The 23,543-nt window shown below is 48.0% G+C and carries 30 protein-coding genes; all 30 read left to right on the top strand.

Features of this window, described 5'->3' with window-relative positions:
- The first annotated feature begins 11 nt into the window (after window positions 1–11).
- The 30 genes from rplJ to rpmD all read left to right on the top strand — a co-directional run bounded on the left by rplJ (window position 12) and on the right by rpmD (window position 23,517).
- Complete coding sequence (rplJ, locus tag HMPREF1207_RS11100; protein ID WP_009674491.1) at window positions 12–521, top strand: 50S ribosomal protein L10; 510 nt, start codon at window positions 12–14, stop codon at window positions 519–521.
- Between the two features lie 45 nt (window positions 522–566).
- Window positions 567–932 carry a 50S ribosomal protein L7/L12 gene (rplL, locus tag HMPREF1207_RS11095; protein WP_009674515.1) on the top strand — a complete coding sequence of 122 codons (366 nt, stop codon included), beginning with the start codon at window positions 567–569 and terminating at the stop codon, window positions 930–932.
- A gap of 150 nt (window positions 933–1,082) precedes the next feature.
- Window positions 1,083–1,682: a class I SAM-dependent methyltransferase gene (locus HMPREF1207_RS11090; RefSeq protein WP_009674517.1), complete on the top strand. Its 600-nt coding sequence runs from the start codon at window positions 1,083–1,085 to the stop codon at window positions 1,680–1,682.
- A gap of 419 nt (window positions 1,683–2,101) precedes the next feature.
- The gene (gene rpoB / locus HMPREF1207_RS11085) at window positions 2,102–5,638 is read left to right on the top strand and encodes a DNA-directed RNA polymerase subunit beta (protein WP_082211309.1); all 3,537 of its coding nucleotides are present in this window, start codon (window positions 2,102–2,104) and stop codon (window positions 5,636–5,638) included.
- A gap of 78 nt (window positions 5,639–5,716) precedes the next feature.
- Complete coding sequence (gene rpoC / locus HMPREF1207_RS11080) at window positions 5,717–9,337, top strand: DNA-directed RNA polymerase subunit beta' (RefSeq protein WP_009674509.1); 3,621 nt, start codon at window positions 5,717–5,719, stop codon at window positions 9,335–9,337.
- 158 nt (window positions 9,338–9,495) lie between these two features.
- Complete coding sequence (locus HMPREF1207_RS11075) at window positions 9,496–9,747, top strand: ribosomal L7Ae/L30e/S12e/Gadd45 family protein (RefSeq protein WP_009674511.1); 252 nt, start codon at window positions 9,496–9,498, stop codon at window positions 9,745–9,747.
- Between the two features lie 158 nt (window positions 9,748–9,905).
- Window positions 9,906–10,325 carry a 30S ribosomal protein S12 gene (gene rpsL, locus HMPREF1207_RS11070; protein WP_009674503.1) on the top strand — a complete coding sequence of 140 codons (420 nt, stop codon included), beginning with the start codon at window positions 9,906–9,908 and terminating at the stop codon, window positions 10,323–10,325.
- A 42-nt stretch (window positions 10,326–10,367) separates the two neighbouring features.
- Window positions 10,368–10,838: a 30S ribosomal protein S7 gene (gene rpsG, locus HMPREF1207_RS11065; RefSeq protein ID WP_016423665.1), complete on the top strand. Its 471-nt coding sequence runs from the start codon at window positions 10,368–10,370 to the stop codon at window positions 10,836–10,838.
- 35 nt (window positions 10,839–10,873) lie between these two features.
- Window positions 10,874–12,949, top strand: a complete 2,076-nt coding sequence (fusA, locus tag HMPREF1207_RS11060) for an elongation factor G (protein WP_016423664.1) — start codon at window positions 10,874–10,876, stop codon at window positions 12,947–12,949.
- 45 nt (window positions 12,950–12,994) lie between these two features.
- Window positions 12,995–14,185 carry an elongation factor Tu gene (tuf, locus tag HMPREF1207_RS11055; RefSeq protein ID WP_009676807.1) on the top strand — a complete coding sequence of 397 codons (1,191 nt, stop codon included), beginning with the start codon at window positions 12,995–12,997 and terminating at the stop codon, window positions 14,183–14,185.
- Between the two features lie 432 nt (window positions 14,186–14,617).
- On the top strand, window positions 14,618–14,926 hold the full coding sequence (gene rpsJ / locus HMPREF1207_RS11050; RefSeq protein ID WP_009676797.1) for a 30S ribosomal protein S10: 309 nt from the start codon (window positions 14,618–14,620) through the stop codon (window positions 14,924–14,926).
- A 45-nt stretch (window positions 14,927–14,971) separates the two neighbouring features.
- Window positions 14,972–15,595, top strand: coding sequence for a 50S ribosomal protein L3 (gene rplC, locus HMPREF1207_RS11045; protein ID WP_009676828.1), 624 nt, complete (start codon window positions 14,972–14,974; stop codon window positions 15,593–15,595).
- Window positions 15,596–15,611: 16 nt separating this feature from the next.
- Window positions 15,612–16,238 carry a 50S ribosomal protein L4 gene (rplD, locus tag HMPREF1207_RS11040; RefSeq protein ID WP_009676814.1) on the top strand — a complete coding sequence of 209 codons (627 nt, stop codon included), beginning with the start codon at window positions 15,612–15,614 and terminating at the stop codon, window positions 16,236–16,238.
- Window positions 16,235–16,525 (top strand): 50S ribosomal protein L23, encoded by a 291-nt coding sequence (gene rplW, locus HMPREF1207_RS11035; RefSeq protein WP_009676809.1) that lies wholly within the window; start codon window positions 16,235–16,237, stop codon window positions 16,523–16,525. Before rplD ends, rplW begins: the two co-directional genes overlap by 4 nt.
- Before the next feature lie 30 nt (window positions 16,526–16,555).
- Entirely contained in the window at window positions 16,556–17,386 is an 831-nt protein-coding gene (gene rplB, locus HMPREF1207_RS11030; protein WP_009676817.1) for a 50S ribosomal protein L2, read from the top strand.
- Between the two features lie 48 nt (window positions 17,387–17,434).
- Complete coding sequence (rpsS, locus tag HMPREF1207_RS11025) at window positions 17,435–17,713, top strand: 30S ribosomal protein S19 (protein ID WP_009676795.1); 279 nt, start codon at window positions 17,435–17,437, stop codon at window positions 17,711–17,713.
- 30 nt (window positions 17,714–17,743) lie between these two features.
- Window positions 17,744–18,076, top strand: a complete 333-nt coding sequence (rplV, locus tag HMPREF1207_RS11020) for a 50S ribosomal protein L22 (RefSeq protein ID WP_016423663.1) — start codon at window positions 17,744–17,746, stop codon at window positions 18,074–18,076.
- Window positions 18,077–18,089: 13 nt separating this feature from the next.
- Entirely contained in the window at window positions 18,090–18,752 is a 663-nt protein-coding gene (rpsC, locus tag HMPREF1207_RS11015; protein WP_009676810.1) for a 30S ribosomal protein S3, read from the top strand.
- Between the two features lie 2 nt (window positions 18,753–18,754).
- Window positions 18,755–19,189 (top strand): 50S ribosomal protein L16, encoded by a 435-nt coding sequence (gene rplP, locus HMPREF1207_RS11010; RefSeq protein ID WP_009676823.1) that lies wholly within the window; start codon window positions 18,755–18,757, stop codon window positions 19,187–19,189.
- A complete protein-coding gene (gene rpmC / locus HMPREF1207_RS11005) occupies window positions 19,179–19,376 on the top strand; it encodes a 50S ribosomal protein L29 (protein WP_009676819.1) in 198 nt (65 codons plus the stop codon). The genes rplP and rpmC overlap by 11 nt, the downstream gene beginning before the upstream one ends.
- A 26-nt stretch (window positions 19,377–19,402) precedes the next feature.
- Window positions 19,403–19,666 (top strand): 30S ribosomal protein S17, encoded by a 264-nt coding sequence (gene rpsQ / locus HMPREF1207_RS11000; protein WP_009676813.1) that lies wholly within the window; start codon window positions 19,403–19,405, stop codon window positions 19,664–19,666.
- Between the two features lie 32 nt (window positions 19,667–19,698).
- The gene (gene rplN / locus HMPREF1207_RS10995) at window positions 19,699–20,067 is read left to right on the top strand and encodes a 50S ribosomal protein L14 (protein ID WP_009676804.1); all 369 of its coding nucleotides are present in this window, start codon (window positions 19,699–19,701) and stop codon (window positions 20,065–20,067) included.
- 101 nt (window positions 20,068–20,168) lie between these two features.
- Window positions 20,169–20,522, top strand: coding sequence for a 50S ribosomal protein L24 (rplX, locus tag HMPREF1207_RS10990; protein ID WP_009676802.1), 354 nt, complete (start codon window positions 20,169–20,171; stop codon window positions 20,520–20,522).
- A 29-nt stretch (window positions 20,523–20,551) separates the two neighbouring features.
- Window positions 20,552–21,094 carry a 50S ribosomal protein L5 gene (gene rplE, locus HMPREF1207_RS10985; protein WP_009676826.1) on the top strand — a complete coding sequence of 181 codons (543 nt, stop codon included), beginning with the start codon at window positions 20,552–20,554 and terminating at the stop codon, window positions 21,092–21,094.
- Window positions 21,095–21,187: 93 nt separating this feature from the next.
- Entirely contained in the window at window positions 21,188–21,373 is a 186-nt protein-coding gene (locus HMPREF1207_RS28705) for a type Z 30S ribosomal protein S14 (protein ID WP_040953112.1), read from the top strand.
- Window positions 21,374–21,405: 32 nt separating this feature from the next.
- Window positions 21,406–21,804: a 30S ribosomal protein S8 gene (rpsH, locus tag HMPREF1207_RS10980; RefSeq protein ID WP_009676818.1), complete on the top strand. Its 399-nt coding sequence runs from the start codon at window positions 21,406–21,408 to the stop codon at window positions 21,802–21,804.
- A 29-nt stretch (window positions 21,805–21,833) separates the two neighbouring features.
- Window positions 21,834–22,376: a 50S ribosomal protein L6 gene (gene rplF, locus HMPREF1207_RS10975; RefSeq protein ID WP_009676801.1), complete on the top strand. Its 543-nt coding sequence runs from the start codon at window positions 21,834–21,836 to the stop codon at window positions 22,374–22,376.
- A 52-nt stretch (window positions 22,377–22,428) separates the two neighbouring features.
- Window positions 22,429–22,794, top strand: coding sequence for a 50S ribosomal protein L18 (gene rplR / locus HMPREF1207_RS10970; RefSeq protein ID WP_009676825.1), 366 nt, complete (start codon window positions 22,429–22,431; stop codon window positions 22,792–22,794).
- A 28-nt stretch (window positions 22,795–22,822) separates the two neighbouring features.
- A complete protein-coding gene (gene rpsE / locus HMPREF1207_RS10965; RefSeq protein WP_009676829.1) occupies window positions 22,823–23,320 on the top strand; it encodes a 30S ribosomal protein S5 in 498 nt (165 codons plus the stop codon).
- Between the two features lie 11 nt (window positions 23,321–23,331).
- Window positions 23,332–23,517: a 50S ribosomal protein L30 gene (gene rpmD / locus HMPREF1207_RS10960; protein ID WP_009676811.1), complete on the top strand. Its 186-nt coding sequence runs from the start codon at window positions 23,332–23,334 to the stop codon at window positions 23,515–23,517.
- The last annotated feature ends 26 nt before the right edge of the window (window positions 23,518–23,543 follow it).

Here is a 23,543-nt window from a genome sequence, read left to right as displayed (position 1 = left end):
GAGGTGTACCTATGGCAAACGCAAAGATTTTAGCAGAAAAAGAGCAGATCGTATCCGACTTGTCGGAAAAACTACGTGCAAGCTCCTGTACAATCGTAACCGACTATCGTGGACTTAACGTTGCGCAAGTAACGGAACTTCGTAAGCAACTACGTGAAGCAGGCGTAGAATTCCAAGTTCTTAAGAACTCGATGGTAAGACGTGCAACTGCTACCGCTGAGCTGACGGAACTGGATGCACATCTGACAGGACCGACTGCTATCGCGTTCAGCAAAGACGACGTTGTCGCTGCAGCTAAAATCCTTAACAACTTTGCTAAGAAAAACGAAAGCCTGAGCATTAAAGCGGGCGTTGTTGAAGGTAAAGTTGTGGATGTAGCTCAAATCAAAGCGCTGGCAGACCTGCCTTCCCGCGAAGGTCTTCTGTCCATGCTCCTCAGCGTGCTTCAAGCACCTGTGCGCAACTTCGCTCTTGCGGTTAAAGCTGTGGCTGAAAAGCAAGAAAGCGGAGCGGAAGCTTAATTTTTACCCAAAAATCATTCAAATGAATATAATGGAGGTTTAACCATGAGTAACGAGCAAATCTTGGAAGCCATTAAAGGCATGACAGTTCTTGAACTGAACGATCTGGTTAAAGCAATTGAAGAAGAATTTGGCGTCACTGCTGCAGCTCCAGTTGCAGTAATGGGCGGCGCTGCTGGCGGTGCTGAAGCTGCTGAGCAATCCGAGTTCGACGTAATCCTGAACAACGCTGGTGCTTCCAAAATCAACGTTATCAAAGTCGTTCGCGAAATCACTGGTCTTGGTCTGAAAGAAGCAAAAGACCTGGTTGACAACGCACCGAAGCCTATCAAAGAAAAAGTAGGCAAAGAAGAAGCAGAAGCAGTAAAAGCAAAACTCGAAGAAGCTGGCGCTTCCATCGAAGTGAAATAATTTTGCTTTACACGAGAAACCTCTTGAAGCCTGGCTTCAAGAGGTTTCTTTTGAATTTATGGAGTTTTTTGCATGCAGTTCATGTAGAGCTCCATAATTCCGGGTATTCTAGGATAGGAATAGCGACTTGAATACAAAGGAGCGATGGCGGTGGCGGATCACTACTATACGCAAAAACCGACAGTGAAACACGATGTGCGGGAAATAGAGTTTCAAGTGGGAGAACGCAAGCTCCGACTGATGACGGACGCCGGCGTTTTTTCCAAGAACGAGGTTGATTTTGGCAGCCGTCTGCTAATTGAAACCATGGCACTGCCGGCTAAGGCCCATGTTCTGGATGTGGGCTGCGGATATGGACCAATCGGACTGAGTGCAGCTTTTAAATATCCGGCCGGTCGTGTGACGATGGTAGATATCAACGAACGGGCTGTGGAACTGTCACGGCAAAACGCGGAACGCAACGGAATCCGGAATGTCACCGTACTTCAAAGCGATAAGCTGGAGGCGGTTAAGACGGAGAAGTTCGACGTCGTATTGACAAATCCGCCGATACGGGCAGGCAAACAAACCGTGCATGCCATTTTTGAAGAGGCTTGCGAGTGCCTGAATCCGGGAGGCGCTTTATGGGTGGTTATCCAGAAGAAACAAGGGTCGCCGTCGGCATTCGCTAAGATGGAAGAGCTTTTCGGAGAGGCTGAAGAGGTTACAAAAGACAAAGGCTACCGTATATTACGGGCCTTTAAGAAATAGTCAAGTGTCTGAGAAAAAAGTTTGACTTGACAATCCTGATATGGTATCATTAAAAAATGTCAGTATTAAGATGGGCTTGATGTCTTTCGTTAAAGAAAATGTCAAGCATTTTTTTTGGAGAGAAATGAATAAAATTTCAAACGTTGAGTATAATGTTGAAATTTTAGGAAATTCTAACAAAATAGTAGTACTAGTCATAACGATGCGGATCAACAAGAAAAACCTCCATCCATTGCAGTCGCTTCTTCGGACGGGCTCTCTGACAAGATCGGAGATGTCCAACCTTAGCGTGCGCCCGGCTTAGACGCCCTTCCTTAAGGGGGTGCCACCATACAAGACGGCGCCGCCTGAAGTGTACGTCGATAGAAGTTTTTCTTATTTATTTTTATGAACTGAGTAGACTTAAGGGGTGAATGAAGTTGGCGGGACATCTTGTTCAATTTGGACGACGCAAACGCAGGACTTATGCTCGAATTAATGAGGTGCTGGACATCCCCAACCTGATTGAAATTCAACAAAAATCATACGAATGGTTTTTGGATGAAGGATTGCGGGAGATGTTTTTAGATATCTCACCGATTCAGGATTTTACGGGGAATCTAGTGCTTGAGTTTATTGACTACAGCTTAGGAGAGCCTAAGTATTCCGTGGACGAATCCAAAGAGCGGGACGTAACCTACGCTGCACCGCTTCGGGTGAAGGTACGTCTGATCAATAAGGAAACCGGAGAAGTAAAGGAACAGGAAGTGTTCATGGGCGATTTCCCGATCATGACCGAAACCGGAACCTTTATTATTAACGGTGCTGAACGTGTAATTGTCTCCCAGCTCGTTCGTTCTCCTAGCGTCTATTATAGCACTAAAGTGGATAAGAACGGTAAAAAGACTTACACGGCTACGGTTATTCCTAACCGGGGAGCCTGGCTGGAATTAGAGACGGACGCGAAAGATATCATTTATGTGAGAATCGACCGCACACGTAAAATTCCGGTTACCGTTCTTCTGCGCGCACTTGGATTCGGAACCGATGCCGAGATTCTTGATCTTCTTGGCGACAATGAATATATACGCAACACACTCGACAAAGACAACACCGATTCAACGGATAAAGCGCTGATTGAAATTTACGAGCGTCTTCGTCCGGGCGAGCCGCCGACCTTGGATAACGCAAGAAGCTTGCTTGTAGCGCGTTTCTTCGATCCGAAGCGTTATGACCTCGCTAACGTAGGTCGGTACAAAATCAACAAGAAGCTTCATATCAAGAACCGTTTGTTCAACCAACGTCTTGCCGAAACTCTTGCGGATCCGGAAACGGGCGAAATCGTAGCCGAAGCCGGTCAACTGCTTGACCGCCGTCTGCTTGACGAAGTGCTGCCTTTCCTGGAGAAGAAGATCGGGTTTAAAGATTATTCCGTTCCTAACGGAGTTGCCGGAGAAGAGATCATTCCGGTTCAAACCATCGATGTGTACTCCCCGATTGAAGACGGGAAAGTAGTTAAGGTAATTTCTAACGCTGTCATTGACAAGTCCGTTAAGAACATTACACCGGCCGATATCATTTCGTCCATTAACTACTTTATAAACCTTCTGCACGGAATCGGAAACACGGATGATATCGATCATCTCGGTAACCGTCGTCTCCGCTCGGTTGGCGAACTACTTCAGAACCAGTTCCGTATCGGTTTGTCCCGTATGGAACGTGTCGTTCGCGAACGTATGTCCATTCAGGATGCGAACGTTATTACACCACAGGCTCTGATCAACATACGTCCGGTTATTGCCGCGATTAAAGAGTTCTTCGGAAGCTCCCAACTCTCGCAGTTTATGGACCAGACGAATCCGTTGGCTGAGCTGACGCACAAACGCCGTCTGTCCGCATTGGGTCCCGGTGGTTTGACGCGTGAGCGCGCGGGCTTTGAAGTTCGTGACGTCCATCACTCCCACTATGGCCGGATGTGTCCGATTGAAACGCCGGAGGGTCCGAACATCGGGTTGATCAACTCCTTGTCCACCTTCGCGCGGATCAACGAGTACGGCTTTATCGAGGCTCCTTACCGCCACGTAGATCCGAAGACCGGTGTGGTCACGGAAGAAATCGTGTATATGACAGCGGATGAAGAGGATAACTACGTCGTTGCTCAAGCGAATGCTGAACTTTCGGAAGAAGGAACATTCGTTAATGACAGTGTTATCGTTCGTTATAAAGATGATATCTTGACTCTGCCTAAAGAACGCGTCGACTACATGGACGTATCTCCTAAGCAGGTCGTATCGGTTGCGACAGCATTGATTCCGTTTTTGGAAAACGATGACTCCAACCGTGCCCTCATGGGATCCAACATGCAGCGCCAAGCCGTTCCGCTTCTTATTCCTAAGGCGCCGCTCGTCGGTACGGGAATGGAACATAAGTCCGCTAAAGACTCCGGTGTTTGTATTGTTGCCAAACATGACGGAATTATTGAAAAAGTTGCCGGCAATGAAATTTGGCTGCGCCGCCAGGAACTGGTGGACGGTAAATTGGTCAACGGCAATCTCATCAAGCATAAGCTTCACAAGTTTATGCGTTCCAACCAAGGTACGTGTATCAACCAGCGTCCGATCGTTCAAAAGGGCCAGCTTGTTAAAGCGGGCGACATCCTTGCTGACGGTCCTTCGACGGAACAGGGCGAACTAGCTCTTGGTCGTAACGTAGTCGTTGCCTTCATGACATGGGAAGGTTACAACTATGAGGATGCGATCCTTCTGAGCGAAAGACTTGTAAAAGAAGATGTGTATACATCCATTCACATCGAGGAATACGAGTCCGAAGCCCGGGATACGAAGCTCGGTCCGGAAGAGATCACTCGTGACATTCCGAATGTCGGCGAAGATGCTCTGAAGAACCTCGACGAGCGCGGAATTATCCGCGTCGGTGCCGAAATCGGCGCGGGCGACATTCTCGTCGGCAAAGTAACGCCGAAAGGCGTAACGGAACTGACGGCAGAAGAACGTCTCCTGCACGCGATCTTCGGTGAGAAGGCGCGTGAAGTGAGAGACACTTCCCTGCGTGTTCCTCACGGAACCGACGGTATCGTCGTAGACGTGAAAGTATTTACACGCGAGAACGGCGACGAACTGCCTCCGGGCGTTAACCAGCTCGTTCGTGTCTACATTGCCCAGAAGCGTAAAATCTCCGAGGGTGATAAAATGGCCGGACGTCACGGTAACAAAGGGGTTATCGCGCGTATCCTCCCTGAGGAAGATATGCCGTTCATGCCGGACGGAACGCCTGTAGAAGTCGTACTGAACCCGCTGGGCGTACCTTCGCGTATGAACATCGGTCAAGTACTGGAAGTTCATTTGGGTATGGCCTCCAGAGCGCTCGGTATCCACGTGGCCACGCCGGTATTCGACGGAGCGCGCGAGTACGACGTGTTCGATACGATGGAAGAAGCCGGCATGCAGCGCAACGGTAAAACCAAGCTCTATGACGGACGTACAGGCGACGCTTTTGAACGCGAAGTTACCGTTGGCGTCATGTACATGATTAAACTGGCGCACATGGTCGATGATAAAATCCACGCCCGTTCCACAGGTCCGTACTCTCTCGTTACACAGCAGCCTCTGGGGGGTAAAGCCCAGTTCGGCGGACAGCGTTTCGGGGAGATGGAAGTGTGGGCCCTAGAGGCCTACGGTGCGGCTTACACGCTGCAGGAAATCCTGACCGTGAAGTCCGATGACGTGGTTGGTCGTGTTAAAACGTACGAATCCATCGTCAAAGGCGAGAACGTGCCGGAGCCGGGTGTTCCGGAATCGTTTAAAGTATTGATCAAGGAGCTTCAAAGCTTAGGGATGGACGTTAAAATCCTGTCCGGCGATGAAGAGGAAATCGAGATGAAAGAACTCGATGATGAGGAAGATACGACCAGTGACAAGCTTAATCTGAACCTTGAAGGGGCAGAAATTGGAGTCGAATAGCTGCAACTGATAGAGGAAAGGCGGACATAGCAGTCCGCCTCCTTCCCATAACTAGCACATTCTAAGGAGGGTTGCTCCTTGTTGGACGTAAACAACTTCGAATTTATGAAAATTGGATTGGCCTCACCTGAGAAGATCCGTTCGTGGTCCCGTGGGGAAGTTAAAAAACCGGAAACCATCAACTACAGAACTCTGAAACCGGAGAAAGAAGGTTTGTTCTGCGAGAAGATTTTCGGACCGACGAAAGACTGGGAGTGTCACTGCGGTAAATACAAGCGTGTGCGTTACAAAGGTGTCGTTTGTGACCGTTGCGGCGTTGAAGTAACACGTCAGAAGGTTCGCCGCGAACGTATGGGACACATTGAGCTTGCCGCTCCCGTATCCCACATCTGGTATTTCAAAGGTATTCCAAGCCGCATGGGTCTTGCTTTGGATATGTCTCCTCGTTCCCTTGAAGAGATTATCTACTTTGCATCCTATGTAGTAACGGACCCCGGAGACACGCCTCTTGAGAAGAAGCAGCTTCTTTCCGAAAAAGAATACCGCAGCTACCGTGAGAAATACGGCTATGCTTTCCAAGCGGGTATGGGTGCCGAGGCGGTTAAGAAACTTCTGCAGGATATCGACATCGATAAAGATGTGGAATCCTTGAAAGAAGAACTCAAAACCGCTCAAGGCCAACGCCGCAACCGGGCGATCAAACGTCTGGAAGTTATGGAAGCTTTCCGTAATTCGAAAAACCGTCCGGATTGGATGGTTCTTGATGTGCTGCCGGTTATTCCTCCGGAACTTCGCCCGATGGTTCAGTTGGACGGCGGACGTTTTGCGACTTCCGACCTTAACGATCTGTATCGTCGCGTTATTAACCGTAACAACCGTCTGAAGCGTCTTCTCGACCTGGGCGCCCCGGATATTATCGTTCAGAACGAGAAGCGTATGCTTCAAGAAGCCGTTGACGCTCTGATCGATAACGGCCGTCGCGGCCGTCCGGTAACGGGTCCCGGTAACCGTCCGCTTAAATCTCTCAGCCACATGCTGAAAGGTAAGCAGGGCCGTTTCCGCCAGAACTTGCTCGGTAAACGTGTTGACTATTCCGGCCGTTCCGTTATCGTTGTAGGTCCTAGCCTCAAAATGTACCAGTGCGGTCTGCCTAAAGAGATGGCATTGGAACTTTTCAAGCCTTTCGTTATGAAAGAGCTCGTAAACAAAGGTCTTGCCCATAACATCAAAAGCGCGAAACGCAAAGTAGAGCGCGTTAGCCCCGAAGTATGGGACGTCCTTGAAGAAGTCATTAAGGAGCACCCGGTTCTTCTGAACCGTGCCCCCACACTGCATAGATTGGGTATCCAGGCGTTCGAGCCGATTCTGGTCGAAGGACGCGCCATCAAGCTGCATCCGCTCGTATGTACGGCCTATAACGCCGACTTCGACGGTGACCAAATGGCCGTTCACGTGCCGCTTTCCGCTGAAGCGCAGGCTGAAGCACGGCTTCTCATGCTTGCGGCAGGCAACATTCTTAACCCGAAAGACGGCAAGCCGGTTGTAACTCCATCGCAGGATATGGTTCTGGGAAGCTTCTATCTGACTACGGACAACAAGTATGGCCGCGGTGCGAACTTGATCTTCCGTTCCGTTAACGAAGCCGTTTCCGCTTATCAGAACGGGACTGCCGAGCTTCATGCCCGAGTAGCTATCCCTGCTAAGGTTTTGAACAAGAAGAACTTTACGGAAGCCCAACAGAACGCTTATCTGATTACGACTATCGGTAAAATCATCTTTAACGAGATTTTCCCGGATGACTTCCCGTACATCAATGATGCGACTAAAGCGAATCTGCTTAACGGCCCGTCCGATGACTATTTCGTATTTGAAAAAGGCTCCAACATCCGTGCCAGAATGGAAGAGCTGCCGGAAGCGAAAGCGGTCGGTAAAGACTACCTCGGTTCGATTATTGCCGAGTGCTTCCGTAATTACCATACAACTAGAACTTCGGTCATTCTCGACAAGATCAAAGAACTCGGCTTCACATACTCCACTAAAGCCGGTATTACGGTTGCCGTGGCGGATGTCGTGGTACCTAACGAGAAGAAGAAGATTCTTGAAGATTCCGAAGAGAAGGTACGCACGGTAACGAACCAATACCGCCGCGGTCTTATTACCGACGACGAGCGTTATGACCGTGTTATCGCGATTTGGAGTAAAACGAAGGATGAAATCACGGATATCCTGATGAAATCCCTCGACAAATACAACTCCATCAACATGATGGTGGAATCCAAAGCACGGGGTAACAAATCGCAAATCACTCAGCTGGGCGGTATGCGTGGTCTGATGGCCAACCCGTCCGGTAAAATCATCGAGTTGCCGATTAAATCGAACTTCCGTGAAGGCCTCACCGTCTTGGAATACTTTATTTCCACGCACGGTGCCCGTAAAGGTCTTGCCGATACGGCCCTTCGTACAGCGGATTCGGGTTACCTGACTCGCCGTCTCGTTGACGTAGCCCAAGACGTTATCGTTCGTGAAGATGACTGCGGAACGGATAAAGGATTCATCGTCAGCAAAATTCAGGATGGTAAAGAGGTTATCGAAGACCTGTTTGACCGTATTGAAGGCCGCTATGCGTTTGAAACGATTCGTCACCCGGAGACGGGCGAAGTTATCGTAAACCGCAATGAGCTGATTGAAGCCAACATTGCGAATGCGATCATTGATGCGAATATTGAACGTCTTCAAATTCGTTCCGTACTCAGCTGCCGTTCCCGTCACGGGGTCTGTAAGAAGTGTTACGGACGCAACCTGGCGACTGGCCAGCACGTTGAAATCGGAGAAGCTGTCGGTATTATCGCGGCTCAATCCATCGGTGAGCCGGGAACCCAGCTTACCATGCGTACGTTCCATACCGGGGGCGTAGCCGGAGACGATATCACGCAAGGTCTTCCGCGTATTCAGGAGCTTTTCGAAGCCCGGAATCCGAAAGGTCAAGCGATTATCTCTGAAATCGACGGACTTGTTAAAGAGATCCGCGAAGCTAAGGATCGCCGTGAAATTGAAGTTCAGGGCGAAGCCGAGTCCCGTGTATACGCGGTACCATACGGTTCCCGCGTAAGAGCGATTGTCGGGCAGACGATCGAAGCCGGGGATGAGCTGACCGAAGGTTCGATCGATCCGAAGGAAATGCTTCGTATCAAAGGTATCCGCGGCGTTCAAAACTATATCCTTCAAGAGGTTCAGCGCGTTTACCGGAACCAGGGTGTAGAAATTAACGATAAACACGTCGAAGTTATGATTCGTCAAATGCTTCGCAAGATTCGTATCGTTGATGCCGGGGATACGACGCTTCTGCCAGGTTCCTTCGTAGACATGCACGAATATGAAGAAGCGAACAAAGTAGCTTTGTTTGCGGATAAAGAGCCTGCCGTAGCTAAACCGATCCTGCTCGGGATTACGAAAGCGTCGCTGGAGACGGATTCCTTCCTCTCCGCGGCATCGTTCCAGGAGACAACGCGCGTATTGACGGATGCCGCGATCAAAGGCAAAGTCGATCAGTTGCTCGGTCTCAAGGAGAATGTTATCATTGGTAAGTTGATTCCTGCAGGTACGGGTATGACCCGCTACCGGAACATTCGGGTCGTAGATCCGAACCAGGAACCGTCTGAAGAAGAAAACACAGAAAAAGAAGCGGTATCCGTTGAATAAACGGAGCTGATTCGGCAATAAAGTGCCCGTCTCCCGAGATTTTGTAAAAAAAATCAAAGGAGACGGGTAATATTCTTGACACTGCCTTGCCGAGATGCTAATATATCGTAGTGTGCCTAAATTAATATTCTTTCCTGTTCTTTGGAGGATATGGGATTATGACATATGACAAAGTAAAACAGGCTTCGAAATTAAGTGTCGGCACAAAGCAAGCAACGAAAAGCGTCGAGCTTGGTCAGGCATTAGAAGTTATTGTTGCCAAAGATGCAGATCCGCGATTGACTACTAAGATTGTTAATCTCTGCAGCAAGTCAGGAGTAGAGGTTACTTACGTAGATTCTATGAAGCTGCTTGGAAAAGCATGTGGAATTGAAGTGGGAGCCGCTGTGGCTGCGATCGTCGATAAATAGTAAGGCCGAGTGTTTTTGTTTCTAGATTTCATGTGAGAATAACCAGCTTATTTTTGCTGAGTCTAAAAACAAAAACTTTCCTTTGCTTTTTTACGACTCGCCTGGATCTGTGGGCTTGCAATAAAGGAAGTAACAAATGCTAGAGAGGAGGTGGCGGCATGCCAACAATTAATCAGCTAGTTCGTAAAGGACGTCAAGCTAAAGTCGTTAAATCGAAATCCCCAGCTCTCCAAAGAGGTTTCAACGCCCTGAAAAGAGAGTCTACGGAAATTAGCGCTCCACAAAAACGTGGTGTTTGTACTCGTGTAGGTACAATGACTCCGAAGAAACCGAACTCCGCACTTCGTAAATACGCTCGTGTGCGTTTGACGAACCGTGTAGAGGTTACAGCATACATTCCGGGTATCGGACACAACCTGCAAGAGCACAGTGTTGTTCTGATTCGCGGCGGAAGGGTTAAAGACCTTCCAGGGGTACGTTACCACATCGTTCGCGGTGCACTGGATACGTCCGGTGTTAACAATCGTATGCAAGCTCGTTCCAAATACGGTACGAAGCGTCCGAAAGCGAAGAAGTAATAATTTTTGAAGCAATTATTTTTTGGGGAAAGGGGGATCACTATGCCTCGTAAAGGTCCAGTAACACGCAGAGACGTATTGCCAGATCCGATTTACAACAGCAAATTGGTTACTCGTCTGATCAACCGCATCATGATCGACGGTAAAAGAGGGGTAGCACAATCGATTCTATACAACGCATTTGAACTCGTGCAAGAGCGTACCGGTAAGGAGCCGATGGAAGTTTTCGAACAAGCCATCAAGAACATCATGCCGGTGCTGGAAGTTAAATCTCGTCGTGTCGGCGGTGCTAACTACCAAGTTCCAATCGAAGTTAAACCTGAGCGTCGTACGACTCTAGGTTTGCGTTGGCTCGTAAACTACTCTCGTCTTCGTGGTGAGAAAACCATGGAAGAGAGACTGGCTTTCGAAATTATCGATGCTAGCAACAACACGGGTTCTTCCGTTAAGAAACGTGAAGATGTACACAAAATGGCGGAAGCGAACAAAGCGTTTGCTCACTACCGTTGGTAGGATTCAGATCCTCGAATTAGGAAGGAGACAAAATCATGGCAAGAGAGTTCTCCTTAAAAGATACACGTAATATCGGGATCATGGCGCATATCGATGCGGGTAAAACGACTACAACCGAGCGGATCCTGTACTACACAGGCCGTACCCACAAAATCGGCGAGGTGCACGAAGGTGCAGCTACGATGGACTGGATGGAGCAGGAGCAGGAGCGCGGAATCACGATTACTTCCGCCGCTACCACTGCTGCATGGAGAGGTCACCGCATCAATATCATTGATACCCCGGGACACGTTGACTTCACAGTAGAAGTTGAACGTTCCCTGCGTGTATTGGATGGAGCTGTTGGCGTATTCAGTGCCAAGGAAGGCGTAGAGCCTCAGTCTGAAACCGTTTGGAGACAGGCTGATAAATACAGCGTTCCTCGTATTGCTTACGTAAACAAAATGGACATCATCGGCGCTGACTTCTTAGGAGTAGTTGATTCGATGCGTGACAAGTTGGGTGCCAATGCGGTAGCTATTCAGCTTCCGATCGGTGCTGAGAACGACTTTGTCGGCATCATCGACATCGTCGAAGAAAAAGCTATCCTTTACAAGGATGACCTTGGTAAAGAAGTAGAAGACATCGAGATTCCTGCGGAGTACAAAGACAAAGTCGCTGAACTTCGTATGGAGCTTGTTGAGAAAGTTGCCGAGCTTGACGAAGAACTTACAATGAAATACCTGGAAGGCGAAGAGATCACGGTTGCTGAGCTGAAAGCGGCTCTCCGCAAAGGCGTAGTATCCGTTAAAATCTTCCCGGTTATCTGTGGTTCTTCTTACCGTAACAAAGGGGTTCAGCCTATGCTGGACGCTGTTATCGATTATTTGCCGGCTCCAATTGACGTACCGGACATTCAAGGCGTTCTTGAAGATGGTACCGAAACGACTCGCAAATCTTCCGATAGCGAACCTTTTGCTGCGCTTGCATTCAAAATCATGACCGACCCTTACGTTGGTAAACTCACGTTCTTCCGTGTGTACTCCGGCGTTCTGCAGTCCGGTTCCTATGTTCTGAATGCTACTAAAGGCAAGCGTGAGCGCGTTGGCCGTATTCTTCAAATGCACGCGAACAGCCGTCAAGAAATCTCCGAAGTTTACTCAGGGGATATCGCGGCAGCTGTAGGTTTGAAAGATACTGGCACAGGCGACACCCTCTGTGACGAGAAAAACGCGGTTATCTTGGAGTCCATGAACTTCCCTGAACCGGTTATCGAAATCGCAGTTGAGCCTAAAACGAAAGCCGACCAAGACAAAATGGGCGTTGCGCTTTCCAAGCTTACTGAGGAAGATCCTACATTGCGCGCTAGTACCAACGAGGAAACCGGTCAAACGATTCTCGCGGGTATGGGTGAGCTTCACTTGGAAATCATCGTTGACCGCATGCGTCGCGAATTCAAAGTGGACACCAACGTAGGTAAACCGCAGGTTGCTTATCGCGAAACATTCAAGTCTGGTGCCAAGGTTGAAGGTAAGTTTGTTCGTCAATCCGGTGGCCGTGGTCAATACGGACATTGTTGGGTTGAGTTCCAACCGCTTGAACCGGGCAGCGGCTTCGTATTCGAAAGCAAAATCGTCGGTGGTTCTATTCCTAGAGAATACATCGCTCCGATCCAAGCTGGTATCGAAGAATCCATGAAGAACGGTGTAATCGCCGGTTTCCCTGTTGTGGACATCAAAGCAACTGTCGTCGACGGTTCTTACCATGATGTTGACTCCAACGAAATGGCGTTTAAAATCGCCGGTTCCATGGCTCTTAAAGCAGCTAAGGAAAAATGTAACCCGGCCCTGCTTGAGCCGATCATGAAAGTAGAAGTAACGGTTCCGGAAGAGTACATGGGCGACGTAATGGGCGACCTGAACTCCCGCCGCGGACGCATTGAGGGTATGGATAGCCGTTCGGGTGCGCAAGTCATCCGTGCTAAGGTGCCTCTCTCCGAAATGTTCGGTTACTCCACGACACTTCGTTCCAGAACGCAAGGTCGCGGTGTTTACTCTATGGAAATCTCGCATTATGAAGAAGTGCCTAGAACTATTGCAGAAGAAATCATTGCAAAGAACAAAGGCGCTTAATATAAAATTGAGCTTAAACTTTATCCCGAGGAGGAATTGTTTAACATGGCAAAGGCTAAATTCGAACGTAATAAACCGCACGTTAATATCGGTACTATTGGTCACGTCGACCACGGTAAAACAACTCTGACAGCTGCGATCACTAACGTACTGTCCAAAAGATATGGTGGATCCGCAGTAGCATTCGACCAAATCGACAAAGCACCAGAAGAGCGCGAACGTGGTATCACTATCTCCACAGCACACGTTGAGTATGAGACTCCTAACCGTCACTACGCTCACGTAGACTGCCCGGGTCACGCCGACTATGTTAAAAACATGATCACTGGCGCGGCTCAAATGGACGGAGCGATCCTGGTTGTATCCGCAGCTGACGGCCCTATGCCGCAAACTCGCGAACACATCCTTCTTTCCCGTCAAGTAGGCGTTCCTTACATCGTCGTATTCATGAACAAATGCGACATGGTTGAAGACGAAGAACTTCTTGAACTGGTTGAAATGGAGATCCGTGATCTTCTTTCCGAGTATGAGTTCCCAGGCGACGACACTCCGATCATTCGTGGTTCCGCTCGTGAAGCTCTGCAAAACCCAGACGGCGAATGGGCCGACAAAATCATTGAGCTCTTCGAACAAGTTGATACTTACATCCCAACTCCAGAGCGCGAAACCGACAAGCCTTTCCTTATGCCTGTCGAGGACGTATTCTCCATCACAGGTCGTGGTACAGTTGCTACAGGCCGTGTAGAGCGTGGTACTGTTAAAGTACAAGACGAAGTTGAAATCGTTGGTATCGCTGAAGAAACTCGCAAATGCGTAGTTACAGGCGTGGAAATGTTCCGTAAACTTCTTGATTCCGCTCAAGCTGGTGACAACATCGGCGCACTGCTTCGTGGTGTAGACCGTAAAGACATCGAGCGCGGACAAGTTCTTTCGAAACCAGGTTCCGTTAAACCGCACACTAACTTTTCTGCACAAATCTACGTTCTGACTAAAGAAGAGGGTGGCCGTCACAAGCCTTTCTTCACAGGTTACCGTCCTCAGTTCTACTTCCGTACAACTGACGTAACGGGTATCATCGCCCTGCCAGAAGGAACTGAAATGGTTATGCCTGGTGATAACATCACTGTAACGGTAGAACTGATCAACCCAATCGCTATCGAGCAAGGTACTAAGTTCGCGATCCGTGAAGGCGGCCGTACTGTTGGTGCCGGCGCAGTAGCAACAATCAGCAAATAATATCGTCTAACGACGGTCTTCATAAGCAACACGTACTGTAACGAGACCCCTGTACTGTAACGAAGTAAGACGAAGGCCCTGCCCTTGGTGGTGGGGCCTTTTTATATGAAAGCTTATCAATTTGCCAATCAAGTTCGGCCAGACACATCAGATGTCAAAGACGATAACAAGCATCGCTATCGATAAAGAAAAACGAACGATTATGCACATGAAAGCGACATTTTCGGAGACCTTATCGTTTCTAGATATTTGTCGTATAAAAATGTTGCATTTATCTTTGGGATTCGATATAATAGTGAGCGTTGGTCTGTGACGTTGCGATGATGTGAGAGGTTGCTGGCACACCCGGCCCCTTTGCCATGGGAGTGGTTGTCAGGAGATTTTCACGGAGTATGTCCGATACTAAATTGGGCGATAGAAGGAGGGACTTATATGGCAAAGCAAAAAATTCGTATCCGTTTGAAAGCTTATGATCACAGAGTGATCGATCAATCGGCTGAGAAAATCGTTGAGACTGCCAAGCGTTCCGGAGCAAGTGTTTCCGGTCCGATTCCGCTTCCAACTGAGAAGCAAATTATCACGATTCTTCGTGCGGTACACAAATACAAAGATTCTCGTGAGCAATTCGAGCAGCGTACACACAAGCGTCTGATCGATATCGTGAATCCTACACCACAAACTGTGGATGCTTTGATGAGACTGGACTTACCGTCCGGCGTAGATATTGAAATTAAACTGTAAAGCTTCTATATATAGAAGAAACAAAAAGGAAAAGAGGTGTCAACGATGAAAGGTATCTTAGGTAAAAAACTTGGAATGACTCAAGTGTTTACACCGGAAGGAAACGTAGTACCTGTCACTGTTATCCAAGCTGGACCTTGCGTGGTTCTGCAGAAGAAAGATGTGGATAACGACGGATACGAATCGATCCAAATCGGTTTCGCGGACAAGAAAGAAAAAAATGCAATTAAGCCTGAAATTGGTCATGCCAAAAAGGCTAACACTGCTCCTAAGCGCTACGTTAAAGAATTTCGTGGAGTGGCACTGGGTGAGTACGAAGTTGGCCAAGAGCTGAAAGCTGATCTGTTCAGCGAAGGTGAATTTGTTGACGTATCCGGAACTTCCAAAGGTAAAGGGTTCCAAGGCGTTATCAAAAGACACAATCAGCATACGGGTCCAATGTCTCACGGCTCCCGATATCATCGTGGACCGGGTTCGATGGGTTCCATCTCAGCTAACCGTGTAATGAAAGGCAAGAAATTGCCAGGACATATGGGTAGCGAAACCGTAACCCTGCAAAACTTGCAAGTTATTAAAGTTGATGCGGAACGCAACGTAATTCTTGTTAAAGGCTCCATTCCTGGTCCTAGAAACAGCTACGTAAGCGTGAAATCCGCGGTGAAAAAGTAAGAAAGGAGGAAGACTGATGCCAAAAGTAGCTCTTTATAATGTATCCGGTACACAAGTCGGTGAAGTAGAACTGTCTGATGTAGTGTTCGGTATCGAACCTCACGTACACGCTCTGCATGAAGCTGTTTTGCTCCAGCAAGCATCCGTTCGTCAAGGAACCCACAAGGTTAAAGGACGTTCTGAAGTACGCGGCGGCGGACGTAAGCCGTGGAAGCAAAAAGGTACTGGCCGTGCTCGTCAAGGTAGTATTCGTGCTCCACAATGGAAGGGTGGCGGTGTCGTATTCGGACCGACTCCTCGCAGCTATGGTTACAAACTGCCTAAGAAGGTTCGTCGTCTTGCAATCAAGTCGGCTCTGTCCTCGAAGGTAATCGATAACGACATTATCGTTCTGGATCAGCTTCAAATGAATGCTCCGAAAACGAAAGAATTCGTAGCTATTTTGAAAAACCTCAACGTAGAGCGCAAAGCTCTCGTGGTTGCTGCTTCTTACGAAGATAATGTTGCTCTCTCCGCTCGTAACATTCCGGGAGTTAAATTCGTTGTTGCTGATGGAATCAACGTGCTCGACGTAATGGTTCATGACAAATTGATCATTACGAAGGATGCGGTTCAGAAGGTAGAGGAGGTGCTTGCGCAATGAAGAACCCACGCGATATTATCAAGCGCCCGGTCATCACGGAACGTTCTACGGAAATGATGGCTGACAAAAAATATGTGTTCGAAGTTGAAATCCGCGCTAACAAAACGGAAATCAAGCAAGCGATCGAACAAATTTTCAAAGTAAAAGTATCGAGCGTGAACACACTCAGAATGCCAGCGAAGCCGAAACGTCAAGGACGTCACTCTGGTTACACTTCCGAATGGAAGAAAGCCATCGTGACACTTAGCGCAGACAGCAAAGAGCTGGAATTCTTTGAAACGGTATAACAATATCTCTAAAGTAAGGAGGTAACACAGGTGCCAATTAAAAAGTATAAACCGACCTCTCCAGCAAGACGTGCCATGTCGGTATCTTCTTTCGAAGAAATCACGACATCCATACCGGAGAAATCCCTGCTTGCTCCTCTGAGCAAACAAGCCGGTCGTAACAACCAAGGTAAAATCACTACTCGTCACCAAGGTGGCGGACATAAGCGTAAATACCGCATCATCGACTTCAAACGCAATAAGGACGGCATTCCGGGTCGCGTTGCTACGATCGAATACGATCCAAACCGTTCCGCTAACATCGCTCTGATCCACTATGCAGACGGTGAGAAGAGATACATCATCGCTCCTAAAGGTCTGAAAGTCGACGATCAAATCCAATCCGGATTGGGTTCTGACATTAAAGTAGGTAACGCACTGGCTCTGGAAAACATTCCAGTCGGTACAGTTATCCACAATATTGAGCTGAAGCCAGGCAAAGGCGGACAATTGGTTCGTGCTGCCGGTACGGAAGCTCAACTTCTCGGTAAAGAAGATGTGTACGTGACAATTCGTCTTTCCTCGGGCGAAGTTCGCAAAGTGCTTAAGGGCTGCCGCGCGACAATCGGTTCTGTAGGTAACGGAGATCACGAACTCGTGAAAATCGGTAAAGCAGGACGTAATCGTTGGCTCGGCAAGAGACCAGAAGTCCGCGGGGTAGTAATGAACCCGAACGATCACCCACACGGTGGTGGTGAAGGCCGCGCTCCAATCGGACGTAAGTCTCCGTTGTCCCCATGGGGCAAACCGACACTCGGTTATAAAACTCGTAAAAAAGGCAAAGCTTCTGACAAGTACATTGTACGTCGTCGCACGAAGTAATTTATACACATCTGAATATCTTATGGTTCAGAGAAGGGAGGGGCTTCAATGGGTCGCAGCTTAAAAAAAGGTCCTTTTATCGACGGACATCTGATGAAAAAGGTCGAAGAACTGAATGAGTCGAGCAAGAAAACGGTAATTAAAACTTGGTCTCGTCGTTCTACGATTTTCCCGCAATTCGTGGGCCACACAATCGCGGTGTATGACGGAAGAAAACACGTGCCTGTATACGTAACGGAAGATATGGTCGGACACAAACTCGGTGAGTTTGCACCAACTCGTACGTACAAAGGTCACGATGACGACAAGAAAACAGGCAAGCGCTAATCGTTATTTTTACTGAGAGGAGGTACTACTATGCAAGCTAAAGCTGCTGCTAAATTCGTTCGGATCGCTCCTCGCAAAGTGCAGCTGGTAATTGACTTGATTCGCGGCAAACAAGTAGGCGATGCGGTTGCAATCCTTCGCCATACTCCAAAGTCAGCTTCTCCGATCGTGGAGAAAGTGCTGAACTCCGCAATTGCCAACGCTGAGCACAACTATTCGATGGATCCTAACAAACTTGTTATTAGTGAAGTTTATGTGAACCACGGTCCAATCATGAAAAGATTCCGCCCTCGTGCGATGGGTCGTGCAAGCCGTATCAATAAACGTACCAGCCACATCACTGTTGTGGTATCTGAGAAATAAGGAGGGATAACGTGTGGGTCAAAAAGTAAGCCCGGTGGGTCTTAGAATTGGTATTATTCGCGATTGGGAATCCAAGTGGTATGCTGAGAAAGATTTCGGCGACCTGCTGATGGAAGACGTTAAAATTCGTGAATATCTGAAGAACAAGCTGAAAGATTCTGCAGTGTCCCATATCGATATCGAGCGCGCGGCTAACCGCGTTAACGTGACGATTCATACAGCTAAGCCTGGTATGGTTATCGGTAAAGGTGGAGCGGAAGTTGAAAACATCCGTAACTACATTGCCAACATGACAGGTAAGAAAGTACACATCAACATTGCTGAAGTGAAAAACCCTGAGCTCGACGCTGTCCTCGTTGCAGAAAGCATTGCACAACAGCTTGAGCGCCGCGTATCTTTCCGTCGTGCTATGAAACAAGCGATGCAAAGAACGCAAAGAGCGGGAGCTAAAGGAATTAAAGTTTCGACCAGCGGTCGTCTGGGCGGAGCGGAGATTGCCCGTACGGAAGGATACAGCGAAGGAACAGTTCCACTCCACACGCTTCGTGCGGATATCGATTATGGTACAGCTGAAGCGCACACGACCTACGGACGGATCGGCGTGAAAGTATGGATCTATCGTGGAGAGGTACTTCCGACAGCTAAGAAAAAGGCTCAATCGGAAGGAGGCAACTAATCATGTTAGTACCTAAACGTGTAAAACACCGCAAAGAACACCGCGGTAAAATGAGAGGTCGCGCTAAAGGCGGCACTGAAGTTGTGTTCGGCGAATACGGTCTCCAGGCTCTTGAGCCTGCGTGGATCACAAACCGTCAGATCGAAGCAGCACGTATTGCCATGACTCGTTACATCAAGCGTGGCGGTAAAGTGTGGATCAAAATCTTCCCTTCAAAGCCTATCACCCAAAAGCCTCTTGAAGTTCGGATGGGTAGCGGTAAAGGTAACGTTGAGAAGTGGGTCAGCGTAGTAAAACCAGGTAAAGTTATGTTCGAACTTGCCGGTGTTAGCGAAGAAGTTGCTCGCGAAGCTATGCGTCTTGCTATGCACAAGCTTCCCGTTAAATGTAAGTTCGTGAAGAAAGAAGAAGTGGGTGGTGAAGCACATGAAGGCTAGTGAATTCCGCAACTTAACCACTGCTGAGATTGAACAAAGAATTAACGGTTTCAAGGAAGAACTTTTTAACCTCCGTTTTCAACTAGCTACCGGACAACTGGATAACCCGGTTCAAATTCAGAAGCTGCGCAAAGAAATCGCCCGTGCGAAAACAGTTTTGCGTGAAAGAGAACTCGGGATTGGTTAAGCAAATTCAGAAGGGAGGGCTCGTATATGGCAGAGCGTAACGAACGTAAAGTCCAAACCGGTAAAGTGGTCAGCGATAAAATGGATAAAACCATCGTTGTTGCCGTGGAAACTTACAAAAAACACGACTTGTACCACAAGCGGATTAAATATACGAAGAAGTTTAAAGCTCACGATGAGAACAATGAAGCGCAAATTGGCGACACCGTGAAAATCATGGAAACTCGCCCATTGTCTAAAGACAAGCGTTTCCGTCTCGTTGAGATCGTTGAAAAAGCAGTTATTGTTTAACCAACAGGTATAATCCGAAAGGAGGGACTAACATGATTCAACCATTATCTCGTTTGAAGGTTGCGGACAACTCCGGTGCGAAACAGCTGATGTGCATTCGTGTGCTTGGCGGTACTGGTCGTCGTGTAGGCAATATCGGTGATTTGATCATCTGCTCTGTGAAAGAAGCAACACCAGGGGGCGTTGTCAAAAAAGGTGATGTAGTCAAAGCGGTAATCGTTCGTACGAAGAGCGGAGCTCGTCGTAAAGACGGATCTTACATCACATTTGATGAGAACGCGGCAGTTATCGTAAAAGATGATAAGAGCCCTCGTGGAACTCGTATTTTCGGACCAGTTGCTCGTGAACTTCGTGATAAAGACTTCATGAAGATCGTTTCTCTTGCTCCTGAGGTTATCTAACACAGGCAGCTCAATTAAATTGCGGCGCGGCTTTCTTCTGGAAAGTCCGGCAGCTCTTACGAAGTTAGCTTTCATACGAAAGCTTAGGAGGTGTAATCAACATGCCAAGAACGAAAAAGAGACTTGAGTCTCATAACCATAAACTGCATGTAAAGAAAGATGACACAGTTTTTGTTATCTCCGGCAAAGACAAAGGTAAGAAAGGTCGCGTTCTCGCAGCTTACCCGCGTGAAAATCGTGTTCTGGTCGAAGGCGTGAACATGATCAAGAAACATGCGAAACCTTCCCAGCAAAACCCTCAAGGCGGAATCATTACTCAAGAAGCTGCAATTCACGCTTCCAACGTAATGCTCGTGGATCCTAAGAGCGGCAAACCGACTCGTGTAGGTTACAAGGTCCTTGAGAACGGAACTAAAGTACGTATTGCGAAAAAATCCGGCGAAGCTATCGATTAATCGACTAAGTGCGGAAAGGAGGCACCAGAATGGCAGCAAGAATGAAAGATCGTTTCTTGAATGAAATCACTCCTGCTCTGATGCAGAAGTTTAACTACACCACTGTTATGCAAGTTCCTAAGATCGAGAAAGTAGTCATCAACATGGGGGTTGGTGAGGCTGTATCGAACTCCAAGGTGCTCGACAGTGCCGTAGAGGATCTGCAAAAAATCGCGGGTCAAAAACCGGTAATCACTCGTGCGAAGAAATCCATCGCGGGTTTCAAACTTCGTGAGAACATGCCGATCGGCGTTAAAGTAACACTGCGCGGCCAACGCATGTATCAATTCCTGGACAAATTGTTCAACGTATCGCTTCCGCGCGTACGTGACTTCCGTGGAGTTTCCTCCAAAGCGTTCGACGGACGCGGTAACTACACGCTTGGTCTTAAAGAACAATTGATCTTCCCAGAGATCGAATACGATCAAATTGATAAAGTTCGTGGAATGGACATCGTAATCGTAACGACTGCGAAAACGGACGAAGAAGCTCGTGAACTGCTTACCCAACTCGGAATGCCGTTTGTGAAGTAAGAACAAATCATCACGGAGCTTTCGGAAGGAAGCCCCTGCCGATAATGATCGGAGAGAGTTTTCAGGCGAAAACTTGTAGGAGGTGTAATTTAAGTGGCAAAAACTTCGATGAAAATCAAGCAACAACGTCCCCCTAAGTTCAAAGTGCAGGCGTATACTCGCTGCGAACGTTGCGGCCGCCCGCATTCCGTTCTCCGCAAATTTAAAATTTGCAGAATTTGTTTCCGTGAACTAGCATATAAAGGCCAGATTCCAGGTGTGCGTAAAGCAAGCTGGTAATCCACTTATTTTCGGGAAGGAGGTTCACATCCATGGTTATGTCTGATCCAATTGCAGATATGCTTACACGCATTCGTAATGCAAACATTGTTCGTCACGAGACGGTAGAAATTCCGGCCTCCAAGATCAAGAAAGAGATTGCTGAAATCCTCAAAAATGAAGGTTTCATCCGTGACGCTGAATTCGTAGAAGATAACAAGCAGGGCATCATCCGCTTGTTCCTGAAATACGGTCCGAATAACGAGCGCGTAATCACCGGTTTGAAACGTATCAGCAAACCTGGTCTGCGCGTATACACAAAATCCCAAGAGATCCCTCGGGTACTTGGCGGTCTGGGTATCGCTATCATCTCCACTTCCGGTGGCGTGATGACGGACAAAGACGCTCGTCAAGCAAAATCCGGCGGAGAGGTTCTCTGCTACGTTTGGTAATTTAGACTCGATTGAATGGAGGTGCAAACATGTCTCGTATTGGTCGCAAACCAATTACTGTTCCAAGTGGCGTTGACGTAAAGCTTGAGAACACGACAATCACGGTAAAAGGACCGAAAGGAACCCTTTCCCGCGAACTTCACAAAGATATGAAGGTATCCGTACAAGACAATGTCATTACGGTTGAAAGACCTTCTGATCATAAACTGCATCGTTCCCTGCACGGCACGACTCGCAGCGTATTGAACAACATGGTTACAGGAGTAACGCAAGGTTTCGAGAAGAATCTGGAGCTTGTTGGCGTAGGTTACCGTGCTAACAAAACCGGAAACAAACTCGTCCTGAACGTAGGTTACTCTCACCCGGTTGAAATCAACCCTGAAGGCGGAATCGAATTCGACGTACCGAGCAACACGAAAGTGATTGTTAAAGGTATCGATAAAGAACTCGTTGGCGCTACTGCTGCCAAAATTCGTGCCGTTCGTGAACCTGAGCCGTATAAAGGTAAAGGTATTAAGTACGAAGGCGAACGCATTATCCGCAAAGAAGGTAAAGCTGGTAAGAAGAAGTAAGGCGGCCTAAGGCCGGCCTGACATCGGAATATAGATGAAAGGAGTGCAACCCATGATTACTAAAGGCGATAAGAATAAAGCACGTCTGAAAAGACATCTGCGTGTTCGTAAGAAAATTCAAGGGACGACAGCACGTCCTCGCTTGAACATTTTCCGCTCTGAAAAGCACATGTATGCGCAAATCATTGACGATGTGAACGGAGTAACAGTGGCATCGGCATCCACTCAGGACAAAGAGCTTAAAGAGGTTAGCAACGGCGGTAACGTCGAAGCTGCTCGTAAAGTCGGCGAACTGGTTGCGAATCGTGCGAAAGAAAAAGGCGTGAGCCAAGTAGTATTTGACCGCGGCGGATATCTCTATCACGGACGTGTTCAGGCTCTGGCCGAAGCAGCTCGTGAAGCTGGTCTAGAATTCTAAGAAAACATCTCATAAGGAGGTAAACGACTTGCGTGTAGATCCTAACACTTTAGAGCTGACTGAAAAAGTTGTTCATATTAATCGCGTTGCTAAAGTTGTAAAGGGCGGACGTCGCTTTAGCTTTAGCGCTCTTGTCGTAGTAGGCGATGGTAACGGCTATGTCGGCGCTGGTATCGGTAAAGCTTCCGAAGTTCCTGATGCAATCCGCAAAGGAATCGAAGATGCTAAGAAGAACCTCGTCCACGTTCCTATCGTTGGAACTACGATTCCGCACCTTGTAACTGGTCATTTCGGCGCCGGACGTGTGCTGCTGAAACCAGCATCTGAAGGTACCGGTGTTATTGCTGGCGGCCCTGTTCGTGCAGTACTCGAACTTGCTGGCGTTGGCGACATTTTAACAAAATCCCTGGGTTCTTCGAACTCCATGAACATGGTGAACGCTACTTTAGAAGGTCTTTCCCGTCTGAAGAAAGCGGAAGAAGTAGCCAAACTTCGCGGCAAAACCGTTGAAGAGTTGATGGGTTAAGGAGGATAAACATGTCTAAACTTCAAATTACCCTTAAGCGTAGTCTGATCGGACGTCCAGAAACACAGAAGAAGACGGTTCAGGCTCTTGGTCTCAGAAAGCTGAACCATTCTGTTGTTCAAAGCGACAATGAAGCAATCCGTGGTATGATTAATCAAGTCAGCCACCTTATCGAAGTTAAAGAAATTCAAGCATAAGTAACACATTCAATCTGGAGGAGGTG

The organism is Paenibacillus sp. HGH0039 (assembly GCF_000411255.1).
GTDB lineage: Bacteria > Bacillota > Bacilli > Paenibacillales > NBRC-103111 > Paenibacillus_F.
This window is presented reverse-complemented; position numbering and strand designations above follow the sequence as displayed.

Excerpts from the sequence above, each read along its gene's own strand:
- rplJ (WP_009674491.1), top strand. The coding sequence starts at position 12 with ATGGCAAACGCAAAGATTTTAGCAGAAAAAGAGCAGATCGTATCCGAC.
- rplL (WP_009674515.1), top strand. The coding sequence starts at position 567 with ATGAGTAACGAGCAAATCTTGGAAGCCATTAAAGGCATGACAGTTCTT.
- HMPREF1207_RS11075 (WP_009674511.1), top strand. The coding sequence starts at position 9,496 with ATGACATATGACAAAGTAAAACAGGCTTCGAAATTAAGTGTCGGCACA.
- rpsL (WP_009674503.1), top strand. The coding sequence starts at position 9,906 with ATGCCAACAATTAATCAGCTAGTTCGTAAAGGACGTCAAGCTAAAGTC.
- rpsG (WP_016423665.1), top strand. The coding sequence starts at position 10,368 with ATGCCTCGTAAAGGTCCAGTAACACGCAGAGACGTATTGCCAGATCCG.
- fusA (WP_016423664.1), top strand. The coding sequence starts at position 10,874 with ATGGCAAGAGAGTTCTCCTTAAAAGATACACGTAATATCGGGATCATG.
- tuf (WP_009676807.1), top strand. The coding sequence starts at position 12,995 with ATGGCAAAGGCTAAATTCGAACGTAATAAACCGCACGTTAATATCGGT.
- rpsJ (WP_009676797.1), top strand. The coding sequence starts at position 14,618 with ATGGCAAAGCAAAAAATTCGTATCCGTTTGAAAGCTTATGATCACAGA.
- rplC (WP_009676828.1), top strand. The coding sequence starts at position 14,972 with ATGAAAGGTATCTTAGGTAAAAAACTTGGAATGACTCAAGTGTTTACA.
- rplD (WP_009676814.1), top strand. The coding sequence starts at position 15,612 with ATGCCAAAAGTAGCTCTTTATAATGTATCCGGTACACAAGTCGGTGAA.
- rplW (WP_009676809.1), top strand. The coding sequence starts at position 16,235 with ATGAAGAACCCACGCGATATTATCAAGCGCCCGGTCATCACGGAACGT.
- rpsS (WP_009676795.1), top strand. The coding sequence starts at position 17,435 with ATGGGTCGCAGCTTAAAAAAAGGTCCTTTTATCGACGGACATCTGATG.
- rplV (WP_016423663.1), top strand. The coding sequence starts at position 17,744 with ATGCAAGCTAAAGCTGCTGCTAAATTCGTTCGGATCGCTCCTCGCAAA.
- rplP (WP_009676823.1), top strand. The coding sequence starts at position 18,755 with ATGTTAGTACCTAAACGTGTAAAACACCGCAAAGAACACCGCGGTAAA.
- rpmC (WP_009676819.1), top strand. The coding sequence starts at position 19,179 with ATGAAGGCTAGTGAATTCCGCAACTTAACCACTGCTGAGATTGAACAA.
- rpsQ (WP_009676813.1), top strand. The coding sequence starts at position 19,403 with ATGGCAGAGCGTAACGAACGTAAAGTCCAAACCGGTAAAGTGGTCAGC.
- rplN (WP_009676804.1), top strand. The coding sequence starts at position 19,699 with ATGATTCAACCATTATCTCGTTTGAAGGTTGCGGACAACTCCGGTGCG.
- rplX (WP_009676802.1), top strand. The coding sequence starts at position 20,169 with ATGCCAAGAACGAAAAAGAGACTTGAGTCTCATAACCATAAACTGCAT.
- rplE (WP_009676826.1), top strand. The coding sequence starts at position 20,552 with ATGGCAGCAAGAATGAAAGATCGTTTCTTGAATGAAATCACTCCTGCT.
- rpsH (WP_009676818.1), top strand. The coding sequence starts at position 21,406 with ATGGTTATGTCTGATCCAATTGCAGATATGCTTACACGCATTCGTAAT.
- rplF (WP_009676801.1), top strand. The coding sequence starts at position 21,834 with ATGTCTCGTATTGGTCGCAAACCAATTACTGTTCCAAGTGGCGTTGAC.
- rplR (WP_009676825.1), top strand. The coding sequence starts at position 22,429 with ATGATTACTAAAGGCGATAAGAATAAAGCACGTCTGAAAAGACATCTG.
- rpmD (WP_009676811.1), top strand. The coding sequence starts at position 23,332 with ATGTCTAAACTTCAAATTACCCTTAAGCGTAGTCTGATCGGACGTCCA.